This is a genomic window from Calothrix sp. FACHB-168 (assembly GCF_963889195.1).
GTDB lineage: Bacteria > Cyanobacteriota > Cyanobacteriia > Cyanobacteriales > Nostocaceae > Aulosira > Aulosira anomala_A.
Genome location: NZ_CAWPNJ010000034.1, coordinates 42,503 through 58,268, shown reverse-complemented (window position 1 = coordinate 58,268; position 15,766 = coordinate 42,503). Strand labels below are relative to the sequence as shown.

Annotated in this window: 13 protein-coding genes; 9 read left to right on the top strand and 4 right to left on the bottom strand. The window is 42.0% G+C overall.

Features of this window, described 5'->3' with window-relative positions; translation table 11 throughout:
• Positions 1-11: 11 nt before the first annotated feature.
• Entirely contained in the window at positions 12-371 is a 360-nt protein-coding gene (locus AACW45_RS21100; RefSeq protein WP_190634485.1) for a hypothetical protein, read from the bottom strand.
• Between the two features lie 215 nt (positions 372-586).
• On the opposite strand from AACW45_RS21100, the gene AACW45_RS21095 reads away from it, so the two are divergent.
• Both AACW45_RS21095 and AACW45_RS21090 read left to right on the top strand, forming a co-directional pair.
• Entirely contained in the window at positions 587-1,855 is a 1,269-nt protein-coding gene (locus AACW45_RS21095; RefSeq protein ID WP_190634484.1) for an AAA family ATPase, read from the top strand.
• Positions 1,856-1,926: 71 nt separating this feature from the next.
• Positions 1,927-3,954, top strand: coding sequence for a tetratricopeptide repeat protein (locus AACW45_RS21090; RefSeq protein WP_190634482.1), 2,028 nt, complete (start codon positions 1,927-1,929; stop codon positions 3,952-3,954).
• 364 nt (positions 3,955-4,318) lie between these two features.
• On the opposite strand, the gene AACW45_RS21085 is transcribed toward AACW45_RS21090, so the two are convergent.
• From AACW45_RS21085 to AACW45_RS21075, 3 genes are all read right to left on the bottom strand, one after another.
• The gene (locus tag AACW45_RS21085) at positions 4,319-5,449 is read right to left on the bottom strand and encodes a CO2 hydration protein (protein WP_190634480.1); all 1,131 of its coding nucleotides are present in this window, start codon (positions 5,447-5,449) and stop codon (positions 4,319-4,321) included.
• Positions 5,450-5,616: 167 nt separating this feature from the next.
• Complete coding sequence (locus tag AACW45_RS21080) at positions 5,617-7,116, bottom strand: NADH-quinone oxidoreductase subunit M (RefSeq protein ID WP_190634478.1); 1,500 nt, start codon at positions 7,114-7,116, stop codon at positions 5,617-5,619.
• A 91-nt stretch (positions 7,117-7,207) separates the two neighbouring features.
• Positions 7,208-9,064: an NAD(P)H-quinone oxidoreductase subunit F gene (locus tag AACW45_RS21075; protein ID WP_190634476.1), complete on the bottom strand. Its 1,857-nt coding sequence runs from the start codon at positions 9,062-9,064 to the stop codon at positions 7,208-7,210.
• 592 nt (positions 9,065-9,656) lie between these two features.
• On the opposite strand from AACW45_RS21075, the gene AACW45_RS21070 reads away from it, so the two are divergent.
• The 7 genes from AACW45_RS21070 (at position 9,657) to AACW45_RS21040 (ending at position 15,624) form a co-directional block, all read left to right on the top strand.
• On the top strand, positions 9,657-9,965 hold the full coding sequence (locus tag AACW45_RS21070) for a carbon dioxide-concentrating mechanism protein CcmK (protein ID WP_009457333.1): 309 nt from the start codon (positions 9,657-9,659) through the stop codon (positions 9,963-9,965).
• Positions 9,966-10,062: 97 nt separating this feature from the next.
• Positions 10,063-10,407, top strand: a complete 345-nt coding sequence (locus tag AACW45_RS21065) for a carbon dioxide-concentrating mechanism protein CcmK (RefSeq protein ID WP_010995041.1) — start codon at positions 10,063-10,065, stop codon at positions 10,405-10,407.
• 6 nt (positions 10,408-10,413) lie between these two features.
• On the top strand, positions 10,414-10,716 hold the full coding sequence (locus AACW45_RS21060; protein WP_096644007.1) for a EutN/CcmL family microcompartment protein: 303 nt from the start codon (positions 10,414-10,416) through the stop codon (positions 10,714-10,716).
• Between the two features lie 163 nt (positions 10,717-10,879).
• Positions 10,880-12,535, top strand: coding sequence for a ribulose bisphosphate carboxylase small subunit (locus AACW45_RS21055; protein WP_190634474.1), 1,656 nt, complete (start codon positions 10,880-10,882; stop codon positions 12,533-12,535).
• 144 nt (positions 12,536-12,679) lie between these two features.
• A complete protein-coding gene (locus AACW45_RS21050; RefSeq protein ID WP_190634471.1) occupies positions 12,680-13,468 on the top strand; it encodes a transferase in 789 nt (262 codons plus the stop codon).
• Positions 13,469-13,599: 131 nt separating this feature from the next.
• Complete coding sequence (locus AACW45_RS21045) at positions 13,600-14,373, top strand: BMC domain-containing protein (protein ID WP_096644010.1); 774 nt, start codon at positions 13,600-13,602, stop codon at positions 14,371-14,373.
• A gap of 285 nt (positions 14,374-14,658) precedes the next feature.
• The gene (locus tag AACW45_RS21040; protein ID WP_190634468.1) at positions 14,659-15,624 is read left to right on the top strand and encodes a LysR family transcriptional regulator; all 966 of its coding nucleotides are present in this window, start codon (positions 14,659-14,661) and stop codon (positions 15,622-15,624) included.
• Positions 15,625-15,766 lie beyond the last annotated feature (142 nt).

Here is a 15,766-nt window from a genome sequence, read left to right as displayed (position 1 = left end):
CAAAGGTAGTATTATGACCACAGGAGAGGGTTTTCAGCTTCGCAATGGCTATTGCGGACAAATACAATAGCCGCTTCGGATACTACAATAGCCACTTCGGATACTACAATAGCCACTTCGGATACTACAATAGCCGCTTCGGATACTACAATAGCCACTTCGGATACTACAATAGCCACTTCGGATACTACAATAGCCGCTTCGGATACTACAATAGCCGCTTCGGATACTACAATAGCCGCTTCGGACAAGACAATAGCCACTTCGGACAAGACAATAGCCACTTCGGACAAGACAATAGCCACTTCGGACAAGACAATAGCCACTTCGGACAAGACAATAGCCACTTCGGCGATCGCAATAACTAACACCTAAGTAGCCCGAAGCCACGCTTTCCCACAGTGACAGTTTATGGGGTTGCTGATTATCGCGACAGGAAGATGCGATACCTTTCCTGCGGAACGCTACGCGAACGGTGGGCTTCGCCAACGCGTCAACAAGTTAATACAACGAGTTAATAATGTAATTAAGCTGTCAGCGTTGACTGTTGACTGTTGACCGTTGACTATTGACCTAATTACATTAAATGTCACAAAATCCCTTCTATGTTGGTGGCCCGGTACCTCCAGATTACTTTTTCGGGCGTAATTCTGAAGTAAGAACCGCTTTCGATCAAATTTCTCGCCGCGCTCACCTGGCTATATATGGTAGTCCTGGTATGGGTAAGTCTTCGCTGTTGAGATACTTAGCTTCACCTGTAGTTTGGCAAGCGCGGGGACGAGATGCAACTAAAGCATTCATCATTTCTATGAACTGTGGGGGGATAAGTCCTTTTACTCCCTCTGGTTTCTGGCGCGAAATCCTCAGTTTGTTGCAAGATGAAGCTGAAGGTGACGAAGCACTGCAAACTGAGATTAAGCAGCTATTGCAGGAAGATAAGGTAGAAAAAGGCGATTTGCGGCGGATGCTGCGGAAAATTGGGCAGCGTGAAAAGTTCCTGTTACTGTTATTAGATGATTATGATGCAGCCCTTCACCCTAATGACCAATACACGGAAACACAAATGCTCACCTTCTTGAGCGAGTTCCGCGATTTAGCAGTTCACAGCAATGAAGGCAAATATCTCTCAACTATTGTTACCACCTTTCGCCGCTTGAATGAACTAGGGCCGACCATTACCCCTGGTGGTTCACCTTGGTATAACCATTATCTTTTCCGCCTCCTGAGACCATTACCCCCCAATGAAGTCAATGCTAGGCTGAACATACCCATTCCTAGTAACTTGAGAGCAGGGGTTTTAGATATCATAGATGGACATCCAGCGCTACTGCAAAATGCTGGTTATCTACTCTATGACAGTATCCAAGCTGGACAAACTCCTAATCTGCAAACTTTTACCAGAGATTTTGAAAGCGCTACCGAGCAATATTTCCGCGATACCTGGAGATTTTCTACAGAAGAAGAACAGATTTTGTTAATGTTAATTGCACTGGTAAGACTGCAAGGGCGTTTAAATAGAAATACGCGCTATGCTTTAGGGGATATTGATTTAGTTTTTAGCCAAAGAAGCCGAGAATTAATTGATTTGGAGGAAAGAGGTGTAATTCTGCGGACATTTGAAGAAGGTAAAAGCGTTTACGTTTTTAATTCATCGATGATGGAATGGTGGGTGATTCAAGAAATTTACCATACCAATGAAGCGCAACTAGAAGGAAGAGAGAAAGTATTTCTCAATTTGATGAGCCGAGAACAAGCGAATACAGTTAAAAAAGCGATCGCTTGGGTATGGCAACATCAAGATATAGTCCAGTCTTTAGTATGGATTGTGCGTAAACTGGGGGGTGACCCTACTTGAGAAGTAATTGTCACCTGCTTTATGCTTAAGTTACAGACTGATCTACTTCCTCTGGGGAGGGTTTGGCGAGAATGGTGTCTGCAAGCGATTGGGAAGATAATCCTTACATTATTGGTCGCCCAATTTACGAACCAGAGTTATTTTTTGGCCGTGAAGATTTATTTAATTTTATCCAAGATAATCTGAATCAACAGGCACAAGTAATTTTACTGCACGGTCAGCGCCGAATTGGTAAATCATCGATATTGTCACAAATTCCTAACTTTATCACTCTCGAAGAATTTTTATTTGTACCTTTATCTTTAGAGGGTAAAAGTCAAAAATCTCTGAGTGAAGTTTTGCATGAGTTAGGTAGAGATATTATTGATTTTCTGGAATTATCTCCAAGTCAAGTTTTACTACCAAAAAAAAGCGATTTGGCTGAAGATGCACAAATATTTTTCAACGACTTCTTACCGCAAATTTATCAACAAATAGCAGGTAAGAATTTAGTTCTATTACTGGATGAATTTGATGTTTTAGGTGACTCTGAAGAAAATTCAGCAATTTCTCATTTCTTCCCTTGTCTTCAGTCAATTGTTTATTGGCACAAAGAACTTTATATTATTCCCGTAGTGGGGCGACAATTAGATGATATGCCTAATTTACTCAGTTTATTTAGGCAAGCCCCCCATAGAGAAATTGGTCTTTTAGATAGACACAGTGCAGAAAGATTAATTATCAAACCTGCTGAGGGTATTCTGACATATCAAGCTGATGCAATTGACAGAATTTTACAATTATCAGCAGGACATCCTTATTTTACACAAGTTATCTGCTTTGCCCTATTTTCTCAAGCAAGAGATGAGCAACGCTGGCTAGTAAATCGCCAAGATGTAGATAATATTATTGAATCAGCGATTGAAATTGGCGAAGCTGGTTTAGCATGGTTCCGCGATGGTTTACCCATTGCAGAAAGAGTGGTGTTTTCCGCCGCAGCACAAGTGCAACAGCAAACAAATTCTGTAGTTAAAGGCGAACCTTTAACGCATTTAGTACAGTGTGGTGTGGTGTTAACTGAACCATTTCATACAGCAGAGGAACGCTTGCTAGAATGGGGATTTTTTAAGCAATTAAGAACCTCTGGATTACCAGAGTTATATTATTTGAATAATTACAAAGTTACCGTTGAATTAGTGCGGCGTTGGCTGATTAAGCGGTATCCATTGCGCAGAGAAATTTGGGAATTAGCTAAACTCGATTCCCAAAGCGATCGCATTTATCAACAAGCAACAAAATTATATCAAAATAATCATATTGAAAATGCACGGCAGTTGTACGAACAAGTATTGCAAATTAACCCCAATCACTTTGATGCACTATTTCGACTAGCGGAAGTATGCATAGATGTGAAAGATTTTGACGCAGCTGTAGAACTTTATGCGAGAGCTTATAAAGTCGATCCAATCCGTAATAAAGAAGGATTTGTCCAAGCTTTGCTGAGTTATGGACAAGAATTAATGGAGCAAGATAGATTTGAAGCGGCTAAAGAACAATTCCGTCAAGCGTTAATTCTTCAGCCTGATAATATAGTAATTCAAGCAGCGTTAATTGCAGCGCAAGAAGAAACCAAAATTTCTCGCAGTGGTGAGAGATTTGTGATTACTAATGGCAAATATGTAGAAAAGGTAAGTGATGCCATAATTATTAGTCATCCAATTAATATTGGCGAGCAAAGTATTCACATTAATCAAGGTATTGATTTAGGTGAAGTGACAGTTACCGATGCTACTTATTTAGTGAGTAATAGTATTGCCCAATTGCAAACTCTAGATGCACCAGAGGCCATTAGATTAGCAAATTTACTGCAACAATTGCAAACAGAAATTGTCACAAATAGAGAGTTAGAACCGGAAGATAAAGCAGAGGCTTTAGAGCAGGTAATTGCTTTAGCTGAAGCGGGGAAATATCCAGAGGAAGGAAGAATGCGACGGATAGCTAGAACTTCGCTGAAGATTTTGATAGGTACGCTTGCAGGTTTACCAAGTTCGGCGACTTTGGTAAGAACTGCTAATCAATTATTACCTGCGATATCTAAGTTATTAAATTTGAATTTGTAGTATTATTAAGATTTTTTTCACGCAGAGACGCAGAGACGCAGAGGAGAAGGGAGGAGTTTTTGGCGTTTTTTTTGATAAATTTATTAGGGTTTACACACACTCTAGGACTTCTTGGCGTTCTTGGCGTCTTCTCTGCGAGACGCTGCGCGTTCACGTAGTGTCTCGTAGAGAAGGCGGTTCCATAAATTAAGGATTTGGGCAATTTTTCCGTAAGTCCTGTTTATAACTGTACATTACAGTATATATCTGGTGATGATCTCTCACCGGATCTAGCTGCTGAATCACATCGAGATATTTGTAGCGATTAAAAATCAAATTCTCATACCACATTTATCCTGTAGGGGCGGGGGTTTCCCGCCCTTTTTTATTTATTAACATCCAACAAGCGAGAAGTTTGGAACCGTTCCATCCACTTTTCTAAATATACTTGATTGGCTTTTTGTTCCGATGGCTCCTCACTATCTAAAGGATAAGGCATCAATCCTAAAATTGCGGCTGTAGTTACACAAAACATCGACTTTTGGAAAGTTATACATATTTGCACTCGCAAATCATCTTCACCGCGAGGACTGTGGCGATACAATTCATGCAAATATTCTGGTAAATAGTGCCGCATATCTTGCATTAATAAAGTAGGCGGAATCCCAGCGCTACCAATTGGTAACGGATCGGCATATAATGCACCATATTGAAAGCGTGCTTGATCTGGAGGAATTTGATATGCTTGGGCGTTGTATGTGACTGTTCCAGAGAAAGGTGTTCCCCGGAAGAAAACAGCTTCAACATAAGGAATAGCGGTGTCTGCTAAGAAGGTTAAACCTTCTTTTTTCGGCAGCAATTCGTAAACTTTACCATCAATTTTGACGGCATAAGTAATTGGTCTAGTTGCATCTGCCACTAAGCCTGCTTTAATATGTTCTACAACTTGGGGAATTGTCTTAATTTCACCTCGGTCATAACGGTCTGATAGATTTAAGAAGATATCAGCCATGACGCGCCAAAATTGCCCCAAACCACTGTAGTATGCAGAAACTCGCAACTGTTCAATTAAAAAGTCAGGAAACAGTTGATTGATTCCTAAAACGAAGGGATTATTTTTAAATTTAGCCGTAATTACAGCTTGGGCTGTTTGTTGAAATTCCTTGGTATCCAAATATTTATCTAGTCCACCGCCACCATGCCACATCATGGACTTCATACAATATTCAGCATACTCAAAATTAATGCGATCGTGCCACCAATGCCGGAATAATTTCTGCCAAGAAAATTCGCCATTAAAGTATTTAAAGAAGGGAAAAAATACAAGAAATTGATGATCGGCAATATATATTAGATTTTTGGAGTATTCATCTAAAACCACGCCATAACTTTTGAGAATTCCAACTACTTCTAAAACATTCTCTGGACTATCAGCAAGTAGTGCTTCTCCTGTTTGTAGGCGCTTTATATATTCAGCTAGGGGGTTGTTATAGGGTTTGTTTTGAATAGTTACCATGATGATTGCTCCAAAAAAGTAAAACTGTTATTTAGTCATTAGCGATTTTTTATGAAAAATTGGCAATTAAAGATTTTTTATCAAGGTTTCATTATTTATTATTGACCAAATTGACGATTGAGTTTGTAGTGACAATAATGCAATACTACAAACCCAATCACTGTATTTTAATTTTTGTCTGCTCGATCCAAGGCTACTGTGGTTACAGAATTTTGTGGATTCACCATTGCAGTGATTGTTGGTTCACTCCAGCGCGCTAACCAAGCTGGTTGGATACCAAAAACCACAATTACCACAGCTAGAATTATCGATGGTAGGCGATCGCTCCAATACACCCGTGGTAAATTGATAACTTGGGCAGATAAGCGCCCAAAAAAGGCTTGATTGACGAGAATTAAGAAGTAAACTGCTGTTAAACCCGTGCCAGTCATACATAACAAGGTTTGCACCGGGTAAACTGGGAAACTACCGCGAAATATCACAAATTCGGAAATAAATCCAATCATTCCCGGTATTCCCGCACTAGCCATGACACCTAAGACCATTAGGCTACCAATTACCGGCATACCTCTTTCTGGATTTAGCAGTCCCCGGATGACATCTAGGTTGCGACTACCTGCTTTTTTATACACAACTCCTACGAGTAAAAACAGAAGCGCAGAAATCAAACCGTGGCTGACCATCTGCATCACAGTGCCTAAAGTGCTTAATTGAGTAGTAGCCGCCGCTCCTAAGAGGATATAGCCCATGTGTCCAATGGAACTATAAGCCACCATTTTTTTCATATCTTTTTGGGCGATCGCGCAAGATGCACCATACAGTACACTGACTACAGCCCAGCTTGCTAACCAGGGAGCTAAATAACTCCAAGCTTCTGGTAACAAGTTCATGCCAAAGCGCAATAAGCCATAAGTTCCCAATTTCAACAATACCCCAGCTAGTAGCACGGAAATTGGTGTAGAAGCTTCAACGTGAGCGTCTGGTAACCATGTATGAAAGGGAACGAGAGGAATCTTAATCCCAAAACCAACTAAAAGTCCGCCTAATAACAACAGTTGCGTTGTTAATGGTAGCGTCTTGGCATTCAAAGAAGCCAGAGAAAAGTTAGTAGCACCACTCAGCCAAACTAAACCGAGGAAACTTGCTAAAATCAAAATTCCCGAAATTGCTGTATAAATCAGGAATTTGGTAGCCGCATAACCCCGCTTTTCTCCACCCCAAATAGCAATCAACAGATACAGGGGTATGAGTTCAACTTCGTAAAACAGGAAAAATAGCAGTAAATCCTGAGCAAGAAACGCACCAGTTACCCCAGCACTTAACAGCAATATCAACGAGTAATACAATCGCGGACGTTGCAGAGATTCATCGCTGCTGTAGATGGCAATGCAAGTTAACAAGCCGTTTAACACTAGCAACGGCAAGGATAGACCATCTACACCCAGATTATAATTTAAACCTAAAGCATCTACCCAAGGTAGGAATTCTACAAACTGTTGATTAACTAGCCCTGGATTAAATTGAACTGCTAAAATTATCGACCACACAAAAGCGATAATCGCAGATAGCAACGCTAGCCCACGGGATACTTTACCATTCATCCCCGGCGGCCAAAAACCGATTATAGCCGCACCCAATAAGGGCACTAAAATCAACGCACTCAGCATACAAAGAACTACTTAAGGATATGGTGAAGGGAAAAAGGACAAGGGAGACAATTGTACAGACGCGATTCATCGCGTCTCTAATGACCATTGACTAAAAAGGTAACTTATCCAGTAGTCCTAATGACCAGCTAATGAAAAAACCCAGGATGCTGACGACGAAGAGAATGGTCAACATATAACCTTGGGATTGTCCAGAAATGCTATACTTTAAACCTTGTCCGCTCAGGATAGCAGCAAATCCCACCAAATTGACTACGCCATCGATTAAATAGCGATCGCTCCAAGCGGAAATTTTCGATAGTATGGCTACAGCACTGACTATGGTGACTTTATACACTTGGTCAATGTAAAAGTCGTAACCTAACAAGTCCTGGATAAATCTCCATGCCAAAATTCTCGACCTCGACCATGCTTTATCTAAATACATCGTCGCGCCGATAGCTACACCTACCAGGGTTGAAGAGATTAACATTCCCACTACATACCAATTCACACTTTCCCAATCTGGTAGTAAGTACCATTGCTGCAACATGACTGGTAGTAAAAGTGTGAGGATGGTTAAAGTTACCATCGGGAAAGCCATCTGCCAACCGACTTCTGGCGCGCGGCGGGTTTTTTGTTGCGGTTTATCCCAAAAGATATATCTAAATACCCTGGTTAAATTTAATGCGGTCAATCCATTGACGATGACTAAGACCCCAATCACCCAAGGGCTAATACTGACAAAGCCATCAGCCCAAGCTAGCATAGCCCAAAAGCTACCTAATGGTAATAAAGTTACCATCCCCGCCGAACCAACCACAAAGGCAGTGGTTGTAGCTGGCATCCGCGACCACAAACCGCCCATTTCTGTTAAATTTTGAGTGTGGGTGGTAGAAATAATCGAACCCGAACTCATAAATAATAGAGCTTTCGCGATCGCATGAGTTAACAGCAACATCAAGGCAACGCCACCTTGCTGTAACCCCATTGCCAAAAATACCAAGCCCATGTATGCACTGGTGGAATGGGATAGTGCCCGCTTAATATCAATTTGTGCTAAAGACACTAATGTCGCCCCAATTGCTGTCACCGTACCCATAATTACCAAGGCATTTAAAGCCACCGGGGAAAGGAACAGTAAAGGCTGCATTTTATACAGCACATAAGCCCCACCTGCTACCACCAATGAGTTCCGCAGTACAGAAGCTGGGTTTGGCCCTTCCATTGCTTCGTCTAACCACAAATGTAGGGGAAATTGGGCACATTTACCAGCCGGCCCGGCAATTAACGCTAATCCCAACAAAGCCGAAGTCACTGGATCTAAAGTAGCTGTTTGCGCCCATTCATATAAATCAGAAAAGTTTAAACTCCCTGCTAAACAAGAAAGGGTCACTACCCCCATTAGCAGTAACAAGTCTCCTACCCGTTTTGTCCAAAATGCATCTCGCGCGGCTGTCACTACTAACGGCTGGGCGTACCAAAATCCTACCAGCAAATATGTAGACAAAGTCAGGACTTCTAACAGCGCATAACTGAGAAATAATGAATCGCTAATGGCTAAACCACTCAGTGCGGCTTCAAAAAGTCCGAATAGCCCAAAAAACCGCGCCAAGGCCCAGTCTTTTTCCATGTAGCCTAGAGCATATATTTGGGCTAAAAAACTTAACCCGGTAATTAAAACTGTCGCCCCAACACTGACAGGGGAAATGTCTAAGGCAAAGGATAAATCTAAATCTGCGACTTGGAACCAGTGAAAAATTACAGTTTCTGGTTCTTTATCCCAGATATTTTGAAATATCAACAGACTATGGACAAATGCCACAATAGTTGTCAACAAATTGAGGTATGCTGCTGGTCTTGGCCCTGTTTGGCGAATAATTCCTATTGCCCAAGGCAAGGTCAAAATAGCACCTATTAAACCATAAAAAGGCACAAACCAACTCGTAATGTAGAGAAAATGATCCATTTAAATTTCCTTTGACGACTCAGTATGGAATGCCTCGTTTTAAAACAACTTTTCTGAAATATATTTTCTCTAATTAGCTTGACATGAGACAGGTAGTAAAATTGGAATCTAACAGAATAAAATTGTTTAATTCTGTAACTACAGTTTAGTTGTAGCCTGAGAATTCCTACTTATACATTGCCAATTTATAGGTAGTATTATAAAAACTTATATAACTTTTAGCCGATGCTTGGATAAACCAAGATAAATGGGGGAAAGACGGTTCAGATAAACCATCTAGACTCCCGTAGCCACTCTTGATTAGAAATTACAAACTTTATTAATCTAAGTTTGACAAATGTAATTAAAAAATTATAAAGCTGAATTGGCCGCTCTAGCAATCCGTGAAATTTCATTAACAAAATGACAGCATTAATTTTTGTTAAGTTTTCTTAAACGATTTTATTATAAACTATTATAGTGATTTATATTGCCAGGAACGCCAAGCTTTCCTATGCTTAATTTGGAAGTGTTTTCTTAGCTCAAGATGAGCTTCCCCGTCAAAAATTTCAAAGCACAGTACTGATCGGATTAATTTTGTAGGAGTTCTGCGATGCCAATTGCAGTTGGAATGATTGAGACTAAAGGCTTCCCCGCAGTAGTAGAAGCTGCTGATGCGATGGTGAAAGCCGCTCGTGTAACATTAGTAGGATATGAAAAAATTGGTAGCGCACGAGTCACAGTAATTGTGCGAGGGGATGTATCAGAAGTCCAAGCCTCAGTAGCAGCTGGGGTAGAAGCAGCCAGAAGAGTTAACGGTGGTGAGGTAGTATCAACCCACATCATTGCCCGGCCTCATGAAAACCTGGAATACGTCTTACCAATTCGGTATACAGAAGCTGTAGAACAGTTCCGCACGTAAAAAACCCATTACCACGATAGATAATTGATTAACGGGGTTGCCTTCTTGAGTGCTTGTGTTGTCCAGAGATAAAAACTGTCATTAAGGATTAAAACTAATGTCGATTGCAGTAGGAATGGTAGAAACGCTAGGCTTTCCCGCAGTAGTAGAAGCAGCAGACGCAATGGTAAAAGCAGCTCGCGTTACCTTAGTAGGCTATGAAAAAATCGGTAGCGGTCGAGTTACAGTCATCGTTCGGGGAGATGTATCCGAAGTTCAAGCCTCAGTAGCAGCTGGGGTGGAATCAGTAAAGCGCGTTAACGGCGGACAAGTTTTATCTACCCACATCATTGCCCGTCCTCACGAAAACTTAGAATATGTCCTGCCAATTCGTTATACAGAAGATGTAGAACAATTCCGGGAAAATGTAAACGCCATTCGTCCTTTCGGCAGAAGACCATAACTTGTAATGCAAATTGCTAAAGTTCGTGGAACAGTAGTTAGCACGCAAAAAGAGCCAAGTCTTCGCGGTGTGAAACTACTGTTGTTGCAATTGGTAGATGAAGAAGGGAACCTCCTGCCAAAGTACGAAGTAGCAGCAGATATTGTCGGCGCAGGAGTAGATGAGTGGGTACTTTTCAGTCGTGGTAGTGCGGCTCGTCAAGTTCCTGGCAACGAACATCGGCCGTTAGATGCTGCGGTAGTGGCGATAATTGATACTATTCATGTTGAAGATCGTCTCATTTACAGCAAAAAAGACCAATATAGATAGTCATTGGTCATTAGTCATTGGTCATTAGTCATTGGTCATTAGTCACTGGTCATTAGTCAACAAACAAATGACATACAACAAAAGACAAATGGCAACTGACAACTGACAACTGACAATTGACAACTGACAACTGACAATTGACAAATTTAGGAGGAATCTCGCGATGGCAGTCAGCAGCACGGTGGCACCCCCAACCCCGTGGTCGAGGAACTTAGCTGAGCCAACAATCCATGACAGCTCATTTGTACATTCGTTTTCCAAAGTGATTGGAGACGTGCGCATAGGTGCAAATGTCATCGTTGCTCCGGGGACTTCGATTAGAGCGGATGAAGGTACACCTTTTTTCATTGGTGAAAATACTAATATTCAAGATGGTGTCGTAATTCATGGGTTGGAGCAAGGCCGAGTAATTGGTGATGACCAAGAAGAATACTCGGTCTGGATTGGAAAAAATGCTTCCATTACCCATATGGCCTTAATTCACGGGCCAGCTTATGTTGGGGATAATTCCTTTATTGGCTTTCGCTCTACAGTATTTAATGCCAGGGTGGGTGCGGGTTGCATCGTCATGATGCACGCTTTAATTCAAGATGTGGAAATTCCCCCTGGTAAATACGTACCTTCAGGAGCGATTATTACCAATCAGCAACAAGCCGATCGCTTACCTGATGTGCAAGCGCGAGATCAGGAATTTACCCATCACGTAGTGGGCATTAATCAAGCACTACGGGCTGGCTATCTGTGTGTGGCGGATAGTAAATGTATTGCGCCCATTCGGGACGAATTAAAAAAATCTTCTACAAGAAATGGCATTACTGTATTAGAGCTGGAAAGGAGTAGTGAAGTGGCAAGCGGAAGTTTGAGTGCAGAAACAATAGAGCAATTACGCTATTTGTTACAGCAAGGGTATAGGATTGGCACGGAACATGTAGATCAAAGAAGATTCCGCACAGGTTCTTGGACTAGTTGTCAGCCGATTGATGCGAGATCTTTGGGAGAAGCGATCGCGGCTTTAGAAACTTGTCTAGCAGATCACGCAGGCGAGTATGTACGCTTATTCGGTATCGACAACGGTAAACGCCGCATATTAGAAACTATAATTCAGCGTCCCGATGGTACTGTTGCCGCACCAGCTACCTTTAAAGCTCCTGCTGCTCAATCTAACGGTAGCTACAAAGCTAGTACTAATGGTCATGGCGCTAGCAATGGAAGCATCAGTGCCGAAACCGTAGAACAAATTAGCCAACTTTTGGCAGGCGGTTACAAAATCGGTACAGAACACGTAGACGAGCGCCGCTTCCGCACTGGTTCTTGGCAAAGCTGTCAGCCAATTAACTCTATCTCCACCAATGAAGTTATTGCAGCTCTAGAAGATTGTATCAGCAGCCATCAAGGCGAATATGTCCGCTTGATTGGTATCGATCCGAAAGCTAAACGTCGGGTATTAGAAACCATTATCCAACGTCCCAATGGCCCTGCCCAGCCAGCAGCTAGCAGTCCCAAATCCTCCTATAGCGGTGGTTCAACAGCGACAGCTACAGCACCTGCAACTAGCACCCGCTTAAGTGGGGAAGTAGTAGAGCAGTTGCGGCAATTGCTAGCATCTGGGAATAAAATCAGCATTGAACATGTAGACCAAAGACGCTTCCGCACTGGTTCCTGGACAAGTACAGGCACAATTCAAGCTCATTCTGAGAGAGAAGCGATCGCGGCCATAGAAGCGAACCTGGCAGAATACGCCGGTGAATATGTGCGTCTCATTGGTATCGATCCCAAAGCTAAACGTCGGGTACTAGAGACTATTATTCAACGCCCATAGATAGTATGGAAGTAGAAAGTATAAAGGATGAAGTATAAAATGTGATTTTTCATCCAAGCCTGCGGCAAGCCACATTTTCATTGTCTGCATCCTTTATATCTTCCTCAATTTCTCATTTTTCCGGCTTCCGAGGTGACAATTTCCATGTCTGTGCCGCCACTGCGCCTCAGCAATAACTTTGACTCTTATATTAGTGGCGAGGTGACTATTCATCCTAGTGCAGTACTCGCACCAGGGGTGATACTCCAAGCGGCTGCAAACAGCAAAATCATCATTGGCCCAGGAGTCTGTATTGGTATGGGTTCGATTCTGCAAATTCATGAAGGAACCCTAGAAATAGAAGCAGGAGTAAACTTGGGAGCCGGTTTTCTCATGGTTGGTCAAGGTACAATCGGTACAAATGCTTGTATTGGTTCCGCTACCACAGTGTTTCACTGTTCAGTTGCACCGGGACAAGTAATTCCCCCTGGTTCAATTTTGGGAGACTCTAGCCGACAAATTGAAGCGAAAAAACCGGAACCAGCAGCAATTAATGCTTCTACCAATACCCAGACGATAAAAGAACAAAGGACTTTGATTGGCAGGCAAAGAGACAAGAGTAAAAGTAGTAATGGGGAAAAAACTACTTCCTCTACTACGATCTCTGGGGGATTTTTCCTAGAATTACAACATCAATCTAGTTCAGAATCTCAGCCTGCGACTCCAGAGGTAAATGAATCTCCGGCTGTAGAAGAAAACCCGGCTTTGGGTGCTTCTAATTTAGAACCTGCTGCAGTAGAATCTCCAGAATCTAATGAACCTGCTACTAGCGAATCACCCAACAGTTTTGGCACACAAATTTATGGTACAGGTAGCATTCAAAGGTTATTAGTGACATTATTTCCCCATAGACAATCTCTAAATGAACCCATCTCTGACGATCGGTCTGAATAAGTGTTAATTGTAAGATGTCATCTGATGTATGAAGGATGAAGGATGAAATTCTAGCTAATTTAAGAATTTAATATTCATTATGCTTTCATCCTTGAACCTTTATTCTTTCTGTGAGTATCCGGAGACTTCACATGGAAACATCTAATCAAAGAGCTATTAGCACTGTTCAAGCTGCACGTCGGCGAGATAACCTCAAAGACACCGCTTTGGGTATGGTATCTACCCTGAGTTTTCCCGCAATTGTAGGAACTGCGGATATGATGCTAAAATCCGCAGGGGTACATTTAGTTGGCTATGAAAAAATTGGTGGCGGTCATTGTACAGCCATTATTCGCGGTGGTATAGCTGATGTGCGTTTGGCTGTAGAAGCTGGCGTGCAAACTGCGGAACAATTTGGTCAATTGGTATCTAGCTTAGTTATTCCCCGTCCTTACCCTAATTTAGATATAGTGCTGCCAATTACCACTACTCTCAGTAAAATTATGGAGGACGGCAGTTATAGCCGTTTGAGTAACCAAGCCGTTGGTTTGGTGGAAACGCGGGGATTTCCGGCGATGGTAGGAGCCTGCGATGCCATGCTGAAATCAGCTGATGTGCATTTGGCAGCTTATGAAAAAATTGGTGCGGGGTTGTGTACAGCCATTATTCGTGGTTCTGTAGCTAATGTTGCCGTTGCCGTAGAAGCGGGAATGTATGAGGCAGAAAGAATTGGAGAGTTGAACGCTGTAATGGTGATTCCTCGACCATTGGATGAATTAGAACAGACTCTACCACTGGCAAGTTGCTGGATAGAAAAACGTCAACCAATCAACATCCCTGTGAATATTCGAGAGCAAGTTGCGGAACTTGAAACGCTTGAGTTACCAGATTTAGCACAGTTACCCGTCAAGGTTTTGGAAGAATGATGAATGGTGAATGATGAATTAGGAATGATGGATCGTAGGCAATCCGCATTCAGGATTCAATATTCAGCATTCATCTGGAGCTGGAAGGCATCTTACGCTTTGCTTTGTTGTTTTGATAATAACTGTTCCCCCCTATAAGGAAAAGATCTAAGTCGTAATAGGGTTCATAGAGTAATATCTATACTTATGAATCAGAACTTTTGTATGATCAATGCTATCGCGAATGCAAGTGTTCAGTGATACTAGATTTATGTCTAAAGTATCGCTCTTAGAGGAGAATCACCCTTGAACCAAGCGACGCTACACCAGTTGAAGGTGTTCGAGGCGGCAGCACGTCACGGTAGCTTTACTCGTGCTGCTGAGGAATTGTTCCTCACTCAGCCTACCGTTTCCATGCAGATCAAGCAATTAACAAAATCGGTCGGTTTGCCTTTATTTGAGCAGGTTGGTAAGCGCCTATATTTAACAGAAGCAGGACGCGAGTTGTTTGCTACTTGTCGGCAAATTTTTGAAACCATAGCCCAATTTGAAATGAAAGTAGCCGATTTGAAAGGGCTAAAACAGGGTCAATTAAAATTAGCCGTAATTACAACCGCAAAATATTTTGTGCCGCGTTTATTGGGGCCATTTTGTCAACTTTATCCAGGCATAGATATTTCCCTGCAAGTCACAAACCACGAACGGATTTTAGAAAGAATGGTGAATAACCTGGACGACTTGTATATTATGAGCCAAGTCCCAGAAAATATTGATGTGAATTGTCAGCCATTTTTAGATAATCCTCTGGTTGTATTTGCACCAGTGAATCATCCACTGGCGAAGGAGACAAATATTCCTATCCAGCGTCTGGCGCAAGAACCTTTTATTATGCGAGAACCAGGTTCAGGTACTCGTCGGGCCGTTCAAAGTTTGTTTGACGAACATGAAATAGCAGTAAATGTAAAATTGGAATTGGGGAGTAATGAGGCAATTAAACAAGCGATCGCAGGCGGTTTAGGAATTTCTGTATTATCTCGTCATACTTTAATTGCGGAATCTTCTGAATTAAGTATTTTGGATGTACAGCACTTTCCGATTAAGCGTACTTGGTACATGGTTTACCCTTCTGGTAAGCAATTATCAATTGTCGCTCGTACCTATTATGATTACTTGATTAATGCAGCCAAGAACTTTATCGAGCAAAATACGTCTTTTTCTTGGGGTACTTTTGAGCAATTCCAGAATGAAAAGGAGTTAGAGGCTAGGGGTTAGGGGTTAGGGGCTAGGGGAACAAAGAATTTTAGATTTTAGATTTGCGATAGCGCAGCGTAAAGCCTCCGGCATAGCTTCGCTTAGAGCGAGTCCGCGAGCGTCTTTTGGATTCTAATTTAAATCTAAAATCCAAAATCCAAAA